This is a genomic window from Micromonospora sp. NPDC023633 (genome assembly GCF_040640035.1).
In the GTDB taxonomy this organism is placed as follows: domain Bacteria; phylum Actinomycetota; class Actinomycetes; order Mycobacteriales; family Micromonosporaceae; genus Micromonospora.
This window is the reverse complement of record NZ_JBFABB010000002.1, coordinates 13477-26468: the sequence shown is the minus strand read 5'-3', so window position 1 is coordinate 26468 and position 12992 is coordinate 13477. Positions and strand designations below refer to the sequence as shown.

Annotated in this window: 8 protein-coding genes and 1 pseudogene; 6 read left to right on the top strand and 3 right to left on the bottom strand. The window is 67.5% G+C overall.

Going from position 1 to position 12992, the window contains the following annotated elements; translation table 11 throughout:
* Positions 1-831 precede the first annotated feature (831 nt).
* Positions 832-3639 carry an AAA family ATPase gene (locus AB0G13_RS00970; protein ID WP_357866979.1) on the top strand — a complete coding sequence of 936 codons (2808 nt, stop codon included), beginning with the start codon at positions 832-834 and terminating at the stop codon, positions 3637-3639.
* A gap of 203 nt (positions 3640-3842) precedes the next feature.
* Here AB0G13_RS00970 and AB0G13_RS00965 read toward each other — a convergent pair whose 3' ends face one another.
* Both AB0G13_RS00965 and AB0G13_RS00960 read right to left on the bottom strand, forming a co-directional pair.
* Entirely contained in the window at positions 3843-5873 is a 2031-nt protein-coding gene (locus AB0G13_RS00965; protein WP_357866976.1) for a hypothetical protein, read from the bottom strand.
* Between the two features lie 122 nt (positions 5874-5995).
* On the bottom strand, positions 5996-7003 hold the full coding sequence (locus tag AB0G13_RS00960; RefSeq protein ID WP_357866974.1) for a hypothetical protein: 1008 nt from the start codon (positions 7001-7003) through the stop codon (positions 5996-5998).
* Positions 7004-7632: 629 nt separating this feature from the next.
* On the opposite strand from AB0G13_RS00960, the gene AB0G13_RS00955 reads away from it, so the two are divergent.
* From AB0G13_RS00955 to AB0G13_RS00935, 5 genes and pseudogenes are all read left to right on the top strand, one after another.
* Positions 7633-7971, top strand: a complete 339-nt coding sequence (locus AB0G13_RS00955) for a WhiB family transcriptional regulator (protein ID WP_357866972.1) — start codon at positions 7633-7635, stop codon at positions 7969-7971.
* The gene (locus AB0G13_RS00950; RefSeq protein ID WP_357866970.1) at positions 7884-8582 is read left to right on the top strand and encodes a GNAT family N-acetyltransferase; all 699 of its coding nucleotides are present in this window, start codon (positions 7884-7886) and stop codon (positions 8580-8582) included. Before AB0G13_RS00955 ends, AB0G13_RS00950 begins: the two co-directional genes overlap by 88 nt.
* A gap of 11 nt (positions 8583-8593) precedes the next feature.
* Positions 8594-8896 (top strand): hypothetical protein, encoded by a 303-nt coding sequence (locus tag AB0G13_RS00945; RefSeq protein ID WP_357866967.1) that lies wholly within the window; start codon positions 8594-8596, stop codon positions 8894-8896.
* Positions 8897-8993: 97 nt separating this feature from the next.
* Complete coding sequence (locus AB0G13_RS00940) at positions 8994-10460, top strand: cell wall anchor protein (RefSeq protein ID WP_357866965.1); 1467 nt, start codon at positions 8994-8996, stop codon at positions 10458-10460.
* A 451-nt stretch (positions 10461-10911) separates the two neighbouring features.
* Positions 10912-11277 (top strand): annotated as a pseudogene (locus AB0G13_RS00935) (transposase); the annotation flags it as partial.
* Between the two features lie 35 nt (positions 11278-11312).
* Here the strand turns inward: AB0G13_RS00935 and AB0G13_RS00930 are convergent.
* Entirely contained in the window at positions 11313-12422 is a 1110-nt protein-coding gene (locus AB0G13_RS00930) for a uroporphyrinogen-III synthase (RefSeq protein WP_357866962.1), read from the bottom strand.
* Positions 12423-12992 lie beyond the last annotated feature (570 nt).

Genomic DNA, 12992 nt, shown 5'->3' with positions numbered 1-12992 from the left:
ATCGGCCAGGCCGGACCGGAGCACCAGGGCCCGCTGGTCCGGCCGCCTCGTCACGGAACCTGGACTGCCAGGACCGGCCCGTCGCCTGATCAAGCCGGCGTCGTCGATATCGACTTCCGCCGTTTCCGTACAACCAGTTCGGCCAAATACCAAAGTGGTGCTGCCGGTGCGAGCACCACCAGGCCGGCAAGGAGCGACACCTTGCGCAGGTCCAAGACCGGACGCGTGACAACGCGTTGGTGAGTCGTGGCCCCTTCAGCGGGGTGCGGTGGCAGGTGATGAAGGTTCTGCTGCCGCACCCCACTCAGCCAGCAAGGGAGCGTACGGTGACTCGACGAATGTGGATTCCGCGGCCGATAAGGCGATGGCGTCTGCGGCGGCGACTGGCCGCCGGGGAAATTCCGCCTGGCACACTCGGCTTGGCCTTCGGACAGAAGCGGCGGAGGCTCGTAGACCACGAGAGCCGGCGGTAGCCCTGTAGCGGCCTCCAAACAGACGTGCCCGCGAATGCGGCGTGGGCCGGGGGAGGAGGGTTGTGCCGGCCGCCACCGGCACAACCCGCTCTGTCCACCCGCCGCCGCAGCCCCTGTGGCAGTACGTCAACGAGGGCTCACGTCTGTAGCTACGGACGCGTGTAACCCCCCGTTCACAGTATTCAGCCAGGTACGGCCGGCAGTTCAGCGTACTGAGGCAACCGCACCGGCTCGTCGCGATGCGCGCCGCAGCACCAGGCGGGTATGAACGGCGGCATGTTCGTGTCCGGCTGGATACCGCCTGCAACTGCACTGGTGGCAAACGGCTGTCCATAGCCGCTCTGCGTACGATGCCGTAATGAGTGGCGATGAGGTCATCGGGCGCGGGGCGGAGCTCGATGTTCTGCGCGGTGTTGTCCGTGACGCTGCCGAGGGCCGCGGCGGAGGGGTTTGGATCGAAGGCGAGCCCGGGATCGGCAAATCCGCGGTGCTCAACGCCGGGCTTGCGCATGCACGTTCCCTCGGCATGCGCGTCTTCCATGGGACGGCCGACAGTCTGACCCAGTTGTTTGCGCTGCAGGTGATAGCAGAGTGTCTCGACCTCGGTGGGCACACGGTGGACGAGTATCGGTCGGAGATCGCGGAGCTGTTGGCAGGGCGCGGCTCCGGGACAGACGCGGTGCTGGCAGCGAGCGAGCGAGTACTCGCGTTGGTCGACCGTGAGGCCACTCAAGCATCGGTGGTGCTGGCAGTCGATGATCTTCAATGGGCTGATGTCGCCAGCCTCGGGGTGTGGCACAGATTGACGAGCATCGCGAGTCAAGCGCCCCTCGTGCTCATCAGCGCGTGCCGCCCCGTTCCCCGGCGTGAGGAGGTAGACCGCCTACGTGAGATCGTGATCGATCGGCTGGCCGCGCCGTTGATCCGACTCGACGAGCTGGCACTACCAGACGTGACCACGATGGTCACCTCGCTGCTGTCCGCGTCGCCGGGGCCGCAATTGACCGAGGCGCTGGCCAAGGCTGGGGGGAACCCCTTGTACGTGCGGGAGATGCTCAATGCCCTCGTTCGCGACGGGCAGGTGCATGTGTCCCGCGATGTCGCTGAGCTCGACTCTCCGAAGGGCGAGCCGCCGGCGTCGGTGGCGGCTGCCATCAGCCGGAGATTGGATTTCCTTCCCCGGCCGACGCGAGCAACCTTGCGCAGCTGTGCCCTACTCGGAACCCATTTCTCGATGAACGACCTCGCGTTGGTGTCGAGCCGCCCCGTTCCCACCCTGGTCGACGCGGTGAGCGAAGCCGTGGAAGCTGGCGTGCTCTCCGACTCCGGCGCCGGGCTGTCGTTTCGTCATCCGCTCATAGCCGAGGTGCTGAAGAAAGAAACGCCAGCGGCGGTTCGCGACGGTATGCACGGCCATGCGGCCAAGGTCCTCGCGGAAGCGGGCGCCCCATGGGATCGGGTCGCCAGACACCTCCTGGCCACGTCGGAAAGGCCCGAAGGACGGATGCTGGATTGGCTGGCCGACCTGCCCGCGGCCGCGTTGTACGCGGCACCCCTGATCGCCGCGGATCTCCTCCAGCGAGCGCTGACGGCTGTTCACCCCGGTGACCCGCGGCGTGATGTCTACCTCGCCCGGCTTACCACCGTGCTCCGGTTGCAGCATCGTCTGGACGACCTCGTGGCTCTGGGCACGGAGGCCCTTCGAACCGTGTCGGACCCAGCCCTTGTCGGTGAAGTGGCGTGGAACCTGGCTCGGGGATTCGGTATGTCCGGTCAATCTGAGCGGGACTGGTCCCTCATCTCGGAGGTGCTAGATCGACCTGACCTGGTGCCGCCGTGGCGCAGCCGACTGCGTGCCCTGCTCGCGTCCGATCTTCTCTTCAGCGACAACCGGGAGGACGGGAGGGTCCATGCCCAGTTGGCGATCAGCGAGGGGGAGGCCTGCGACGACCCAGTCTCGGTCGGGTGGGCGTTGGTGGCCCTGATGGTTGACGCGCCTGGCTATAGCGAGGCGCTGGAACTCGCCGAGCGCGGTCTTTCCGTGGTTGTCGGGGGCGACATGGAGTCGATGGATGTTCGGCTTCTCCTCATGGTCAACCGGGTGGCGCTGCTCGCCAACCTCTACCGGTACGGGGAGTTCGCCACGGCGCTGTCGGCCACGTCGGCGCTCGCCGAGAGCGCTGGTGCGACCACACGTCTCCTTCAAACGCAGCTTGTCGCCGCCGAGCAGTTTCTGCACACGGGTGATTGGGACCAGTCACTCTTGTATGTGGACGCGATGGGCGACGTCGGGCACATTCAGCATCTGCTGCGGTTGCGTGGGGCGGCGGCGTTGATCCATGCGCGGCGGGGGCAGCGAGAGGAGGCCGAGGCCTATCTGGCCTCGGTGGAGCACGTCCAGTACACGAGCGGAGTGCTGCGCCTGAACGGCCAGTCGTTGATCGAGGCGCAGGCACTGTTGGTCGAGGCCGACGGTGATCTCCCTGCGGCGGTGGCGCTGATGGCCCCGTGGCTGGAGGAGCAGTACTCCCAGCGCACCCAATACAGTCGTTGGGAGACACTGATGGAGTTCGTGCGGCTGGCCTTGGCCGCCGACCGCACCGATCTCGCCGCAGCGGCTGCCCGGGCCGCCGACCTGGATGCCAAAAGCAGCGATGCGCCACAGGTTGTGGCGGCAGCAAACGTCTGCGAGGCACTTGTGTCGGATGATCCGCAGCCACTGCTGTCGGCGGCGGAGTATTTCGACAGCATCCATGCGCTGCCACGGGTGGCGTTCGCGCTGCAGGAGGCCGCCGTCCGGTTGGGGCACCGAGGCGACCTGTCGGAAGCCAGGGACGCGTTCGCTCGGGCCGTGACGATCTATCAGGGGTTGGGCGCCTGGCCGGACCTACGTCGGCTGGAGTCCAGGCTGCGCCAGTTTGGCGTACGCCGGGGATCTCGATCGACTCACCGCAAGGTCACCACGGGTTGGGAGGCGCTGACGCCGGCCGAGCGCGAGGTGGCCCGCCGGCTGGTGCAGGGGTTGTCCAATCCGGAGATCGCCCAGCGACTGGTGCTGTCGCGGCGCACCGTGGAGACGCACGTCGCCCACATCTTGAGAAAGCTCAACGTCCGCAACCGAGTGGAGATCGCACGCGAGGCCCAAAAACAGCTCGCTCAGATCTAGTCATTGTTGGCTGTTCCAGACGCCGACAAGATGCAAACCACCAGCACGGCGAGCAACTTGACTCAGACCAGCGGGCCGGCGGCGACTCCCGCGCCATCCAGGGCTGGGCCTTCGAGAGGCTCCGTATAGGCGAGGGATTTCAGACGAGGCCACCCGCGGTGCCTGCTCGTGGCGGGCACCGAAGGTGGCGCGTCAAGCGGTGATCACGAGAGCGTGATCTCGACGACGATCCGGCCGTCGTGCGGGATGCGCAGCACGTGGATCCGCCGGCGCGCGTCCCGCAGGTAGGTCCGGGACGAGGTGAAAAGCGTGGCCGGGCGGGTGCGGTCCCACGCGACGGTGATGGTCGTGTCGTTTCGCCGGATGATCAGGCCGTCGGTCTGCGCGCTTGAGTTCTGGCCGTACGCGGCGGGCTTGCCGTTGGCGAAGGTGACGATGTCCTCCGGCTGTAGGACGAGGGGGATCTGTTCCGTGGCGGCGGAGGTGACCTGAACCGAGCGGACCACCGTACTCCGGGTGATGGTCAGTTTGGTGGTGATCCGGGAGTCGGGGATGCGGTAACGGACCACCAGGGGTGCACTACCAGGCGAGAGGTGCTGGCCTTGCCACCCCCGGTCGCCGATCAGATATTCGGCGACTAGGTTGCTTCGGCCGTCCGGGTTTCCGTTGGGCAGCACGGTCGCCCAGCACCCGGTGTCGGTTTTCTGCGCGTGCACGATCGTGCCGGCCTTCGGGTGCCAGAGGAAGCCGGGGCCGCTGCGTACGGTGCTGGTCGGCCGGGTGCCGAAGAACGCGCCGAAGTAGAGGGCGGGCCGGCGGATGTACAGATAGTCCTGGTTGAAGGCGGAGTCGCGGCGCAGTTCGGCGAACTCCGGCAGCCGCAGGTACGGCAACGCCTGGATCGCCTTTTCCTTCTCCGCCGCGGTGGGTAGCGCCTCGGCATACGCCGTGTGCGCGATGATGCGCGGCGACGTGTCCTGTTTTGCGGGCGCGGGCCCGGGTCCGGCCGCCCAGGCCGCTCGGGCGGCGGCGCGGTCTTCACGGGAGGTGAAGAAGGCGCCCAAGGCCGGGACGTCGGGGATGAACATGGAGGCCAGGTTGGTCCGATCCGGTTCGGGCACCACGTTGTCGTAGTAGGCCACGCTGGTCCGGGCGGACATGGCGTAGTAGGTCAGCCATCCGGAGCCGTCCGGTTCGCGGAGCAGGTTGTAGCCGAACCAGTCCGCGAATTTGCGGGCCATGTCGCGCACCGTGCGGTTGCTGGTGAGGGCGTAGATCTCCGCCAACTCCGGCAGCATGACCTCGAAGTTGTAGTTGATGTCCATGCCGGTCGGGTCGTAGAAGAAGCCGGCCCGGCTCTGTCCGTGTTCGGCCAGGAAGTCAATCCGCTCCGCCAGTTGGGTGTGCAGCGCGGCGTCCGGGGTGAGCTGCAGCGCGAGCGTCGAACCGGCGAGTCCGGCGGAGACCTGATTGGTCCAGTTGATCGGGGTGCGCCAGATACCGTTCTTGGGGTTGAGTAACCACGACATGCCGTTCCTGAGGGCTGCCTCGATTTCCCGTTGCCGGGGCGGGAGTGCTTTCGACTGGCGGAGGTTCGCCAGCGTCTTCGCCAGGTAACCGAGCCCGAACCCGGTGGCCGCCAGGGAGTGCTCGTTGGGGTTGTACTCCGGCCAGGAGCCGTCGTCGTGCTGGAGGCCGAGATAGTGCTGCAGCGCGGCGTCGAGGCGGCCGGCGAGGGCCGGGTCGCGATGGTACGGATTCCAGGACCTTTGGTTGGCGTGGAACCAACTGAGGGTGTAAACGTGCTCCTGCACCCGGGCGTTGTACGGCGCGGCCGGTTTGCGCCACCAGCCGCCCGTCATGAAGCCGTAGTTGGCAGGGTCGCGGTCCTCGATGTCGTTGGTGATGCCGGGCAGGAGCGCCAGGTAGCCGGCGAAGCGCTGCTCTAGGGGAGTGAACAGGTTACGGTCCGGCGCCCCGGCGGGCAGCGGAGCCAGCAAAGGCAGCCTGTCGTGCTCTGCGGTCGTCGACGACTCATGGCCCGCAGGAAGCCCGTCGGGCTCTGCGGTCGCCGACATTCCACGGGCCGCAGGAAGCCCGTCGGGCCGTGCGGTCGTCGACATGTCGGAGAATGCGCGGGAGGAGATGACTGCCAGTGCCGCAGCGCCGACGCCAGCACCAGCGGTCAACAGGGTTCGACGGCTGAGGGCGGATGCAAGCCGATCGTTGACCATAGAGGCCTCCTGTGTAGATGACGGGTGGGTGGGGGCGCGCGTAACCCGGAACCGTTCGTGTGGGCCATGACCGCCGAGGAAATCCTCGACTCCCTCGCCCGATACTGCCCTTGGTCAGCGCACTAGACCGCGCGGGCCACGCAGATCCTGGCGTCGAGGCGGGGCCCGGCCTCGTAGAGCATGTACTCCACGCCGCCGTCGGTGCCGAACGCCGGCGACGCCACCCGGCCGTTGTCCGACGCGATGGGTCGGTGGAACACGCCGAGGTGAATTTCGCGGTCGAAGTTGTTGCCGATCTCGGTCAGATACATGTTGCCGCTGTTGCCGTGGTACGCGAGATAGGCGGTGCCGTTGCGCTTCAACAGGTGCGGCGCGGAGATGTCGGTGAGCCCGTCGCCCGACGGTGACACCAGCGGGTTCGGGTCGAACTGCCAGCCGCTCCAGCCGTTCGGCGACCAGCCCCAGAAGATCTTCCGGGTGCCCGGCCCGATCGTGTGGTAGCCCATGAACACCATCACGTAGCGGTTGCCCTTGCCGGCCACGGAGTGTTCGAAGACTCGTGCGTACGAGGTCTCGGTCGTGTTGGGAACCAGTCTCGTCGACAGGATCGGCGTCTCGTCGGTGAAGTGGACGCCGTCGGTCGAGCGGGCGACCCGGGTCGTGTAGTTCTCGCCGTGGAAGTACAGGTAGAACTGCCGGGTCGGCGCGTCCCACACCACGTGCGGCGACGACACGTGGCTCACCGTCGTGCTCGGCAGCACCCGGTCGATGATGGGGTTGTCGGCATACTCGGTGTAGGGGCCCTCGAGCCGGTCGGCGTAGGCGAGGCAGATCCCGCCGGGCGCGTCGTGCGGCGCGTAGTAGAGGTAGTAGCGACCGAGATAGCCGCCGATCTTGTCGTAGACACCGCGCACGCACGGGAAGATGAACTCGCCGGTCGGGTTGTAGCGCAACGGGCTGGCGAACGCGTCGCGCACGTACCGATAGCTGGGGAAGCCGGCCGGTCCGGCGAGCGCCGGCGTGGGCGCCGCGGCGAGGCCGGCGCCGGTGGTCGCGGTCGCGAGACCGGCGGCGGCCGCACCACGCAGCAGCGTGCGTCGGGAAATAGAGCCTTCAGGGGTACGCGTCATCGCGTTTTCTCCGTTCCTGGGGCGGGCCGATGGGGGGGCAGGGGGAGCGGGGGCGGCCGTGACGAGTCAGGAAGGTTGTGCCGGTTGCCTCCGGCACAACCCCGCCCGTTCCACCCGCCGCCGCAGCCCCTCTGGCAGTACGTCAACGAGGTTCACGACCGTAGCTACGGATGCACCTGACTCCTGGTTCACAACGGGCGCGACGTGCCCTCGACGCGCCATCTCCTGGCCGCTACCACCAGGGATCGCCAATCAGCCGTCGTCGGCCGCCTCGAAGGCCGCGTCGAACAGGCCGTCGACGGGCGGCGGGTTCGTGAGATGTGCAGGCCGATCAGGGGTACGCCTCGGACAAATGCCCTGTCAAGCCGTCCCTGCCCAGGTCTTTCGTCGTCACTCGGTATTACGAGCGGCGATCAGTGTTGCGTCAAAACACCGCGACCCGGGCCGAACCGACTCTGGTCGCCGATGCCACCCGCATCCCGTGCGGTGAAGGCGTGGAGTACGAGGCCCTGCACTACATCGAAGCTACGGTAGCCCCCGCGCAATGATCACCGCCTCCGTCGAACCCGGGGTACTTCAAGAATCGGTCTGAACTGATCCACGGGCTGGTCCTGCCCGTATTGGGGAGTATGACGGCACTACAAATCACGAAGCCCCACCAGTCGTGGTGGGAGCAAGCCGAATGCAGGGGGCTGGACCCGTCGTGGTTCGAGTCCCGCCTGATGTGGCACAAAGCCGTGCAACGCTGCATCGTCTGCCCCGTACGCGCTCAATGCCTCGATGACGCCATCCACTCTGGTGACGTCGGCGTGGTCCGGGGCGCGTCCTGGTTCACCGGCAGCCGGCGTGGCCGGCAGGTCCTGTCGCTGGTCTGTGAGGCGTGCGGCAGCCGTCCGGTGGCCTTCACCCGGTCGACGGTCAGCCGCCACTGCCCGACCTGTCGGAGGTATCGGTGCCAGATGCGATGAGTGCATGCCTGGTCATGTGGACGCCCGAGCAGCTCGCCATCCGGGCGGACGAGGCCATCGATGTGCTTGCCGAGGCGATGGGCTATGGCCCGGCGATGCGGGAAGGCAGCCGTCGGCAGCTGATCGAACACCTGACGATGCCCGGGTTCCGGGCGGTGGCCATTGTGGGGCCGCTGGCCGACATCGTCGGGTTCGGCTACGGCTACCTGTGTCGGCCCGGCCAGTGGTGGCGGGACTGGGTGGCCGATGCGATGCCGGTCGTAGCCGATCGCAGGCGGTGGCTCGACGACGCCTGCACCGTGTCGGAGCTACACGTCCGACCGGCCTGCCAGGGCATAGGGCTGGGTGAGGCAATGCTGCGAGGCATGCTGTCATCGGCCAGTTCGCGGACGGTGGTGCTGTCGACGGCGGAGACGACCGACGCGCGGTCGCGGGCGTGGCGGCTGTATCGGCGGATGGGATTCCGCGCCCTGCGCCGCGGGCTGCGCTATCCCGGTGACCCGCGAGGGTTCGCCGTCTTCGGCCGCGATCTGCCGTGGTGGGACGGTTCGGTGCGGGCGCATGGGGGATCGCGGTGGGTGGCCGGCAGGGAGGAAGTGACGCAATGTTGAGGTATCGGACCGTGAGGCTCGCCGAAGCTCTGTTCGCGTCGACGCTACAGCCGTCGCAGCATCCCGATCGCCAGCAGGTGCGCCGGGCAATCGCTGGCGAACTCGTGCGCCGCCGGGTCTCCGGCTGCGTAGCCGAGGTCGCGTACGAGCTCGGTGAGCATCCGGAAGAAGCCGCAGAGCGCATGCGGTGGGCGCTGCGGACGGTTGCCGACTGCGGTGACTGGGGTTACGCGCGGCTGGCGGTGCTCCGCGGCCGTGGACCGCGCGGTCGATCATTAACAGAAACCTTTCGTATCAACCTCGCCACAGAGTGATCCATGCACGTCCTGCGGCACGTGCACACAGGGACGCCAAGGGTGCGGCGCCGCCGCCGATGCGCCGGACCCCGAAACCATCCCTTCCATCTGTGGAGTGACTGACGTGAACAGACCCCTCCGAAGGCTGCTTTCCCTGGCGTGCAGCCTGCTGCTCGGCATGCTCGCGGTGCTGGTGGCGGCGAGCCCCGCCGCAGCACATCGCACCGGGGTCAGCGGGACGGCGGTGTGCCAGCCGGACGGCACCTATGAGATCACCTGGCAGGTGAACAACGGCAGTTGGGAGGACAGATACGCTCAGATCACCAAGCTCGTCGCGCGGCCGCAGACGCTGATCGATGGGATCAAGGCGGGCAGCGCGATCAGCGCCGACACCGACGGCGACGGTCCGAAAGGCGTGGTGACCGGTGCGCAGCGAGTGCCGGGCACGACGACGAGTGCCACCCTGACGGTGTCGGCGACCTGGTTCGAGCGCAACGGCGACCGGACCGGCGTCTCCAGCACCGACTCTGGCCGCGCCGTTGGCCTCAAGGGGACGTGCAAGGAAACGCCGCAATGCGTCGGTATGGCACAGGCGACGTACAAGCATACGTTCGACGGTGCGAAGGGCCGCGCGACGGTCGAGCTCGCCGGTGACCTGCCACTGTGCAAGGACCAGAAGCAGGAGGTCCTTCTTGCCTCCTACTTCGCGCCGAGCGCCAAGGCGAGTTGGCCGCAGTATGCGCACGACCACGACGTCGCGGTGATCGACGCCAGGCGCCGTAAGGTTGAGCTGAAGGTCGACGTGCCGAAGTGCTACACCCAGGTCGACCTCGTCTGGGGTGGCAAGAGCGAGCTGATCACGCCGATGGTGGAGAAGGGCAAGCGCTACGGCGACAGGAAGCTGGGCAGCAAGGGCAAGCCCGGCAACCGCTCCGCCGGCCCGCTCGGCGCCTACAACGGCGGTGCCGTGTCCTGCGCACATCCGAAGGCCACGTTTGCGCCGGCCTGCGATGGGTCGGTCGACGTCCATCTCAGCGGTGGTCACTATCCGGTGACGTTCCGGGTCACCGCGAACGGTGTGGACCACGCCGTCAAGGTGCCCGCGGGAAAGTCGGTGGAATTGCCGATGCCGGCGGGCGCTGGCCAGATCGTCGTGACCGAGCGGGACAAGGAAGTCGCTCGATATCTGTGGTCGCGGCCCTCGACCTGCGGGCTGCCCACGATGTCCACCGAGTCGACCTGCACCGAACTGAAGGTGACCGTCACCCATCCTGGTCAGGGGATGCCGCCGATGGAGGCGGTCGCGACCTATGGAACGCAGGAGAAAAAGCTCACGGCCTCCGACGGGGGAGAGGAGACGGTCGTCTTCGCCTCCGGACGAGGGCGCGTCGTGAATGTGGTGTTTCCCGGCGACGACTACAAGCTGATCGGTGAGTACGAGGACCCGGGCACCTGCGACAAGCTGCCGACAACAGGTTCGATGACCGCCCGGGTCGGCTCCATCGGAGTCCTGATGATCTCCGTCGGTGCGGCCCTGATCGTCTTCGTGCGTCGCAGAAGGACATCGGCGGACGAGCTCTAGTCAGTGCGTGTCCACCACGTCGCCGGGTGGCCGGTGATGGTTGTGGATCCTCGCCTTGAGGCGAGCGGCCTGCGCCGATTAACTCGCGACGTGGGCCTCTGCCCGGACCAACTGATCCTTGAGTCGCCCGTGGTGAGCGGCGGGCACAAGTCGGGACTGGCCGGCACCGGGTAGGTGCCGGCCAGTCCCGACGGTGCGCGATGACCAACCGCCTTGGGGTGGGTCGTCCGCCGGGACGGGTTACGCAGAAGACGGGTCGGGCACCGATGCCGTCGCCAGGTCGGGGAGTGAAGTTAACGGCTGATCTTGGTTGTTGACGTGGTCAGTGGTTGGCCGGGGTGAGCCGTCCCTCGAAAGCGATCTGGAAGGCGTCCGCCTGGCCGGACGCATCCGCGCTCTCGACGCCGAACTCGCCGCCCTGCATGAAGCAGTCACCACACAGGCACCGCAACTGCTCGACCTGCCCGGCGTCGGCGCCGTCGTCGCCGCGACCGTTCTGCTGGCGTGGTCACACCCCGGATGCATCCGCTCCGAGGCCGCGTTCGCCGCCCTTGCCGGCGCATCACCACTACCAGCCTCATCAGGCAACACCACCCGACACCGACTCAACCGCGGCGGCGGCCGCCGCCTCAACCGAGCCCTCTACACCGTCGCCCTGGTCCGCATGGGCCACCACCCCCGCACCCGCGCCTACGTCACCCGCCGCACCGCCGAAGGACGCACCAAATGCGAGGTCATGCGCAACCTCAAGCGCTACCTCTGCCGGCAACTCTTCAGAACCCTGACCGGCACACGCCCAGCTACCAGCACCACTTGACAGTTATAGAAGCATCTCAGGGCGTTGGTGAGCGCTCAGGCCCCCAACCGGTAGCCACGCTTCATCACAGTTTGGATCAGGTCGATGCCGTCCAGCGGGGTGTCGTCGAAGGCTCGTCGCAGCCGCGACACCGCCATCTCGACGGCGTGGTCGTCGACGTCGGCCCAGTTCGGCGCGGCTGCCCGGATCTCGGCCGGGGACAGCACCCGGCCGGGACGGCGGGCCAGCGCCCGTAACACCGAGATCGGGCCGGGCTGGACCGGAATCACCTGGTGGCCGATCACCATCGCCCGGCTGCGGATTTCCACCCGGTGACCCTGCACGTCGAGCTGGAGCGACCGTTCCGGGAGTTGGTTCGCCAGGACCTCGACCAGGTCCGGCAGGGCGGGACTGTTCGCCACGTACGCGCTGAGGCCGAACGCCTGTAGCGGCTCCGCCGCCAGGTGACCCAGACAGGCCGGCACGACGTCGGCGGTCAGCGCGTTGAGCACCTCGCCGAGTACGCCGTCGGCCTCGGCCTGGCGCAACAGGTTCTCGGTGGCGGCCGCCCCGGTCAGCGCGACGGCGTCGACCTGCCGCCGGACGATGACTCCGCACAGTCGGCGCAGGATGTCGATCCGCAGCGGCGGGAGAAACCGGTTGGTGATGACCTCGACCACGGTCGCCCCGTTGCGGCGTAGGGCCTCGCAGTACTCCCGCTGTGGCTCCGACTCGATCTGCGCCACCACCTGGCGGCCGGTCATCGGCTGGGCGAGGAGATAGCGGAACAGATCCTCGGTGGTCGCGGAGGCGGTTGCCCATATCTGGCTCAGGCCGAGATCCCGCAGCGTGTCGGCCGCGTGCCCGTCGCGGGCCAGCAGACGGGCGTGCGTCAGCCGGTCGGTGAGCGCGTTGAGGTGGCCGGTCTGCTGGACCACGCGCAGCCAGGCCCGCAGGCCCAGGCCCGACGACACGATGACCTCGTGCACCGGTCTCGTGACGCAGGCGCGGGTGGCGACGGCAACGGCCTCCGCCACCGGTTGGGCCACTGAGCGGACCGCTTGGACGTTGATCGTCCGTGCCGAGGTGGCCTCCAGGAGGGTGGCGAGGTCGTGTCGACGACGCTCCGACAGGACGGCGACCGTGTACCCCGCCAGGTCCTCCACGCTGTCCTCCCATCACGTCGTCTACCTCGACAGTGGTTGTACGGCTCCGGACGGTGCATGGCTCAAATCCGGTTGCACTTTCTTTGTCGGATAGAAGTGTTGCGGTAACAGGGCGGACATCGCAGTGGTGCCCAATCTCAAGATCGTGACGGTTCGTTCACCAACCCGGTGCCACCGGAATTTGGGACGGCGCGCCGATCCGAAAGGCGTTTTCCCAGTTCGGGGTGGACCGTCGATTAGTTACCGGCGAGTCGGAGCGGATTCGGGCAAGTGGATCTTGTGAGGTATTCGTCGGTCCCGTCACATAGCGCCCAGCTGACTTCCGGGAAACGCGGTGGTGTTGAACACTCGGCGCACATCACCGATCGGTTAATGGGATGTGATCGATAAGCGTCGACCCAGATGGGGACGGATGAGGGTGGGTCGACCGCCACTCCGGAATCCGGTCCGGCGTCTGGCGTCCGTCGACCGCGGTTGAGCTGCCACTCAACCGCGGTGGAATCCCAAACCCGGGCCAGGGGCGGGGGGTCCGCCCCGGCGGGTAAGTACCCCAACGCATGTGAGATTAAA

Excerpts from the sequence above, each read along its gene's own strand:
- AB0G13_RS00970 (WP_357866979.1), top strand. The coding sequence starts at position 832 with ATGAGTGGCGATGAGGTCATCGGGCGCGGGGCGGAGCTCGATGTTCTG.
- AB0G13_RS00965 (WP_357866976.1), bottom strand. The coding sequence starts at position 5,873 with ATGGTCAACGATCGGCTTGCATCCGCCCTCAGCCGTCGAACCCTGTTG.
- AB0G13_RS00960 (WP_357866974.1), bottom strand. The coding sequence starts at position 7,003 with ATGACGCGTACCCCTGAAGGCTCTATTTCCCGACGCACGCTGCTGCGT.
- AB0G13_RS00955 (WP_357866972.1), top strand. The coding sequence starts at position 7,633 with ATGACGGCACTACAAATCACGAAGCCCCACCAGTCGTGGTGGGAGCAA.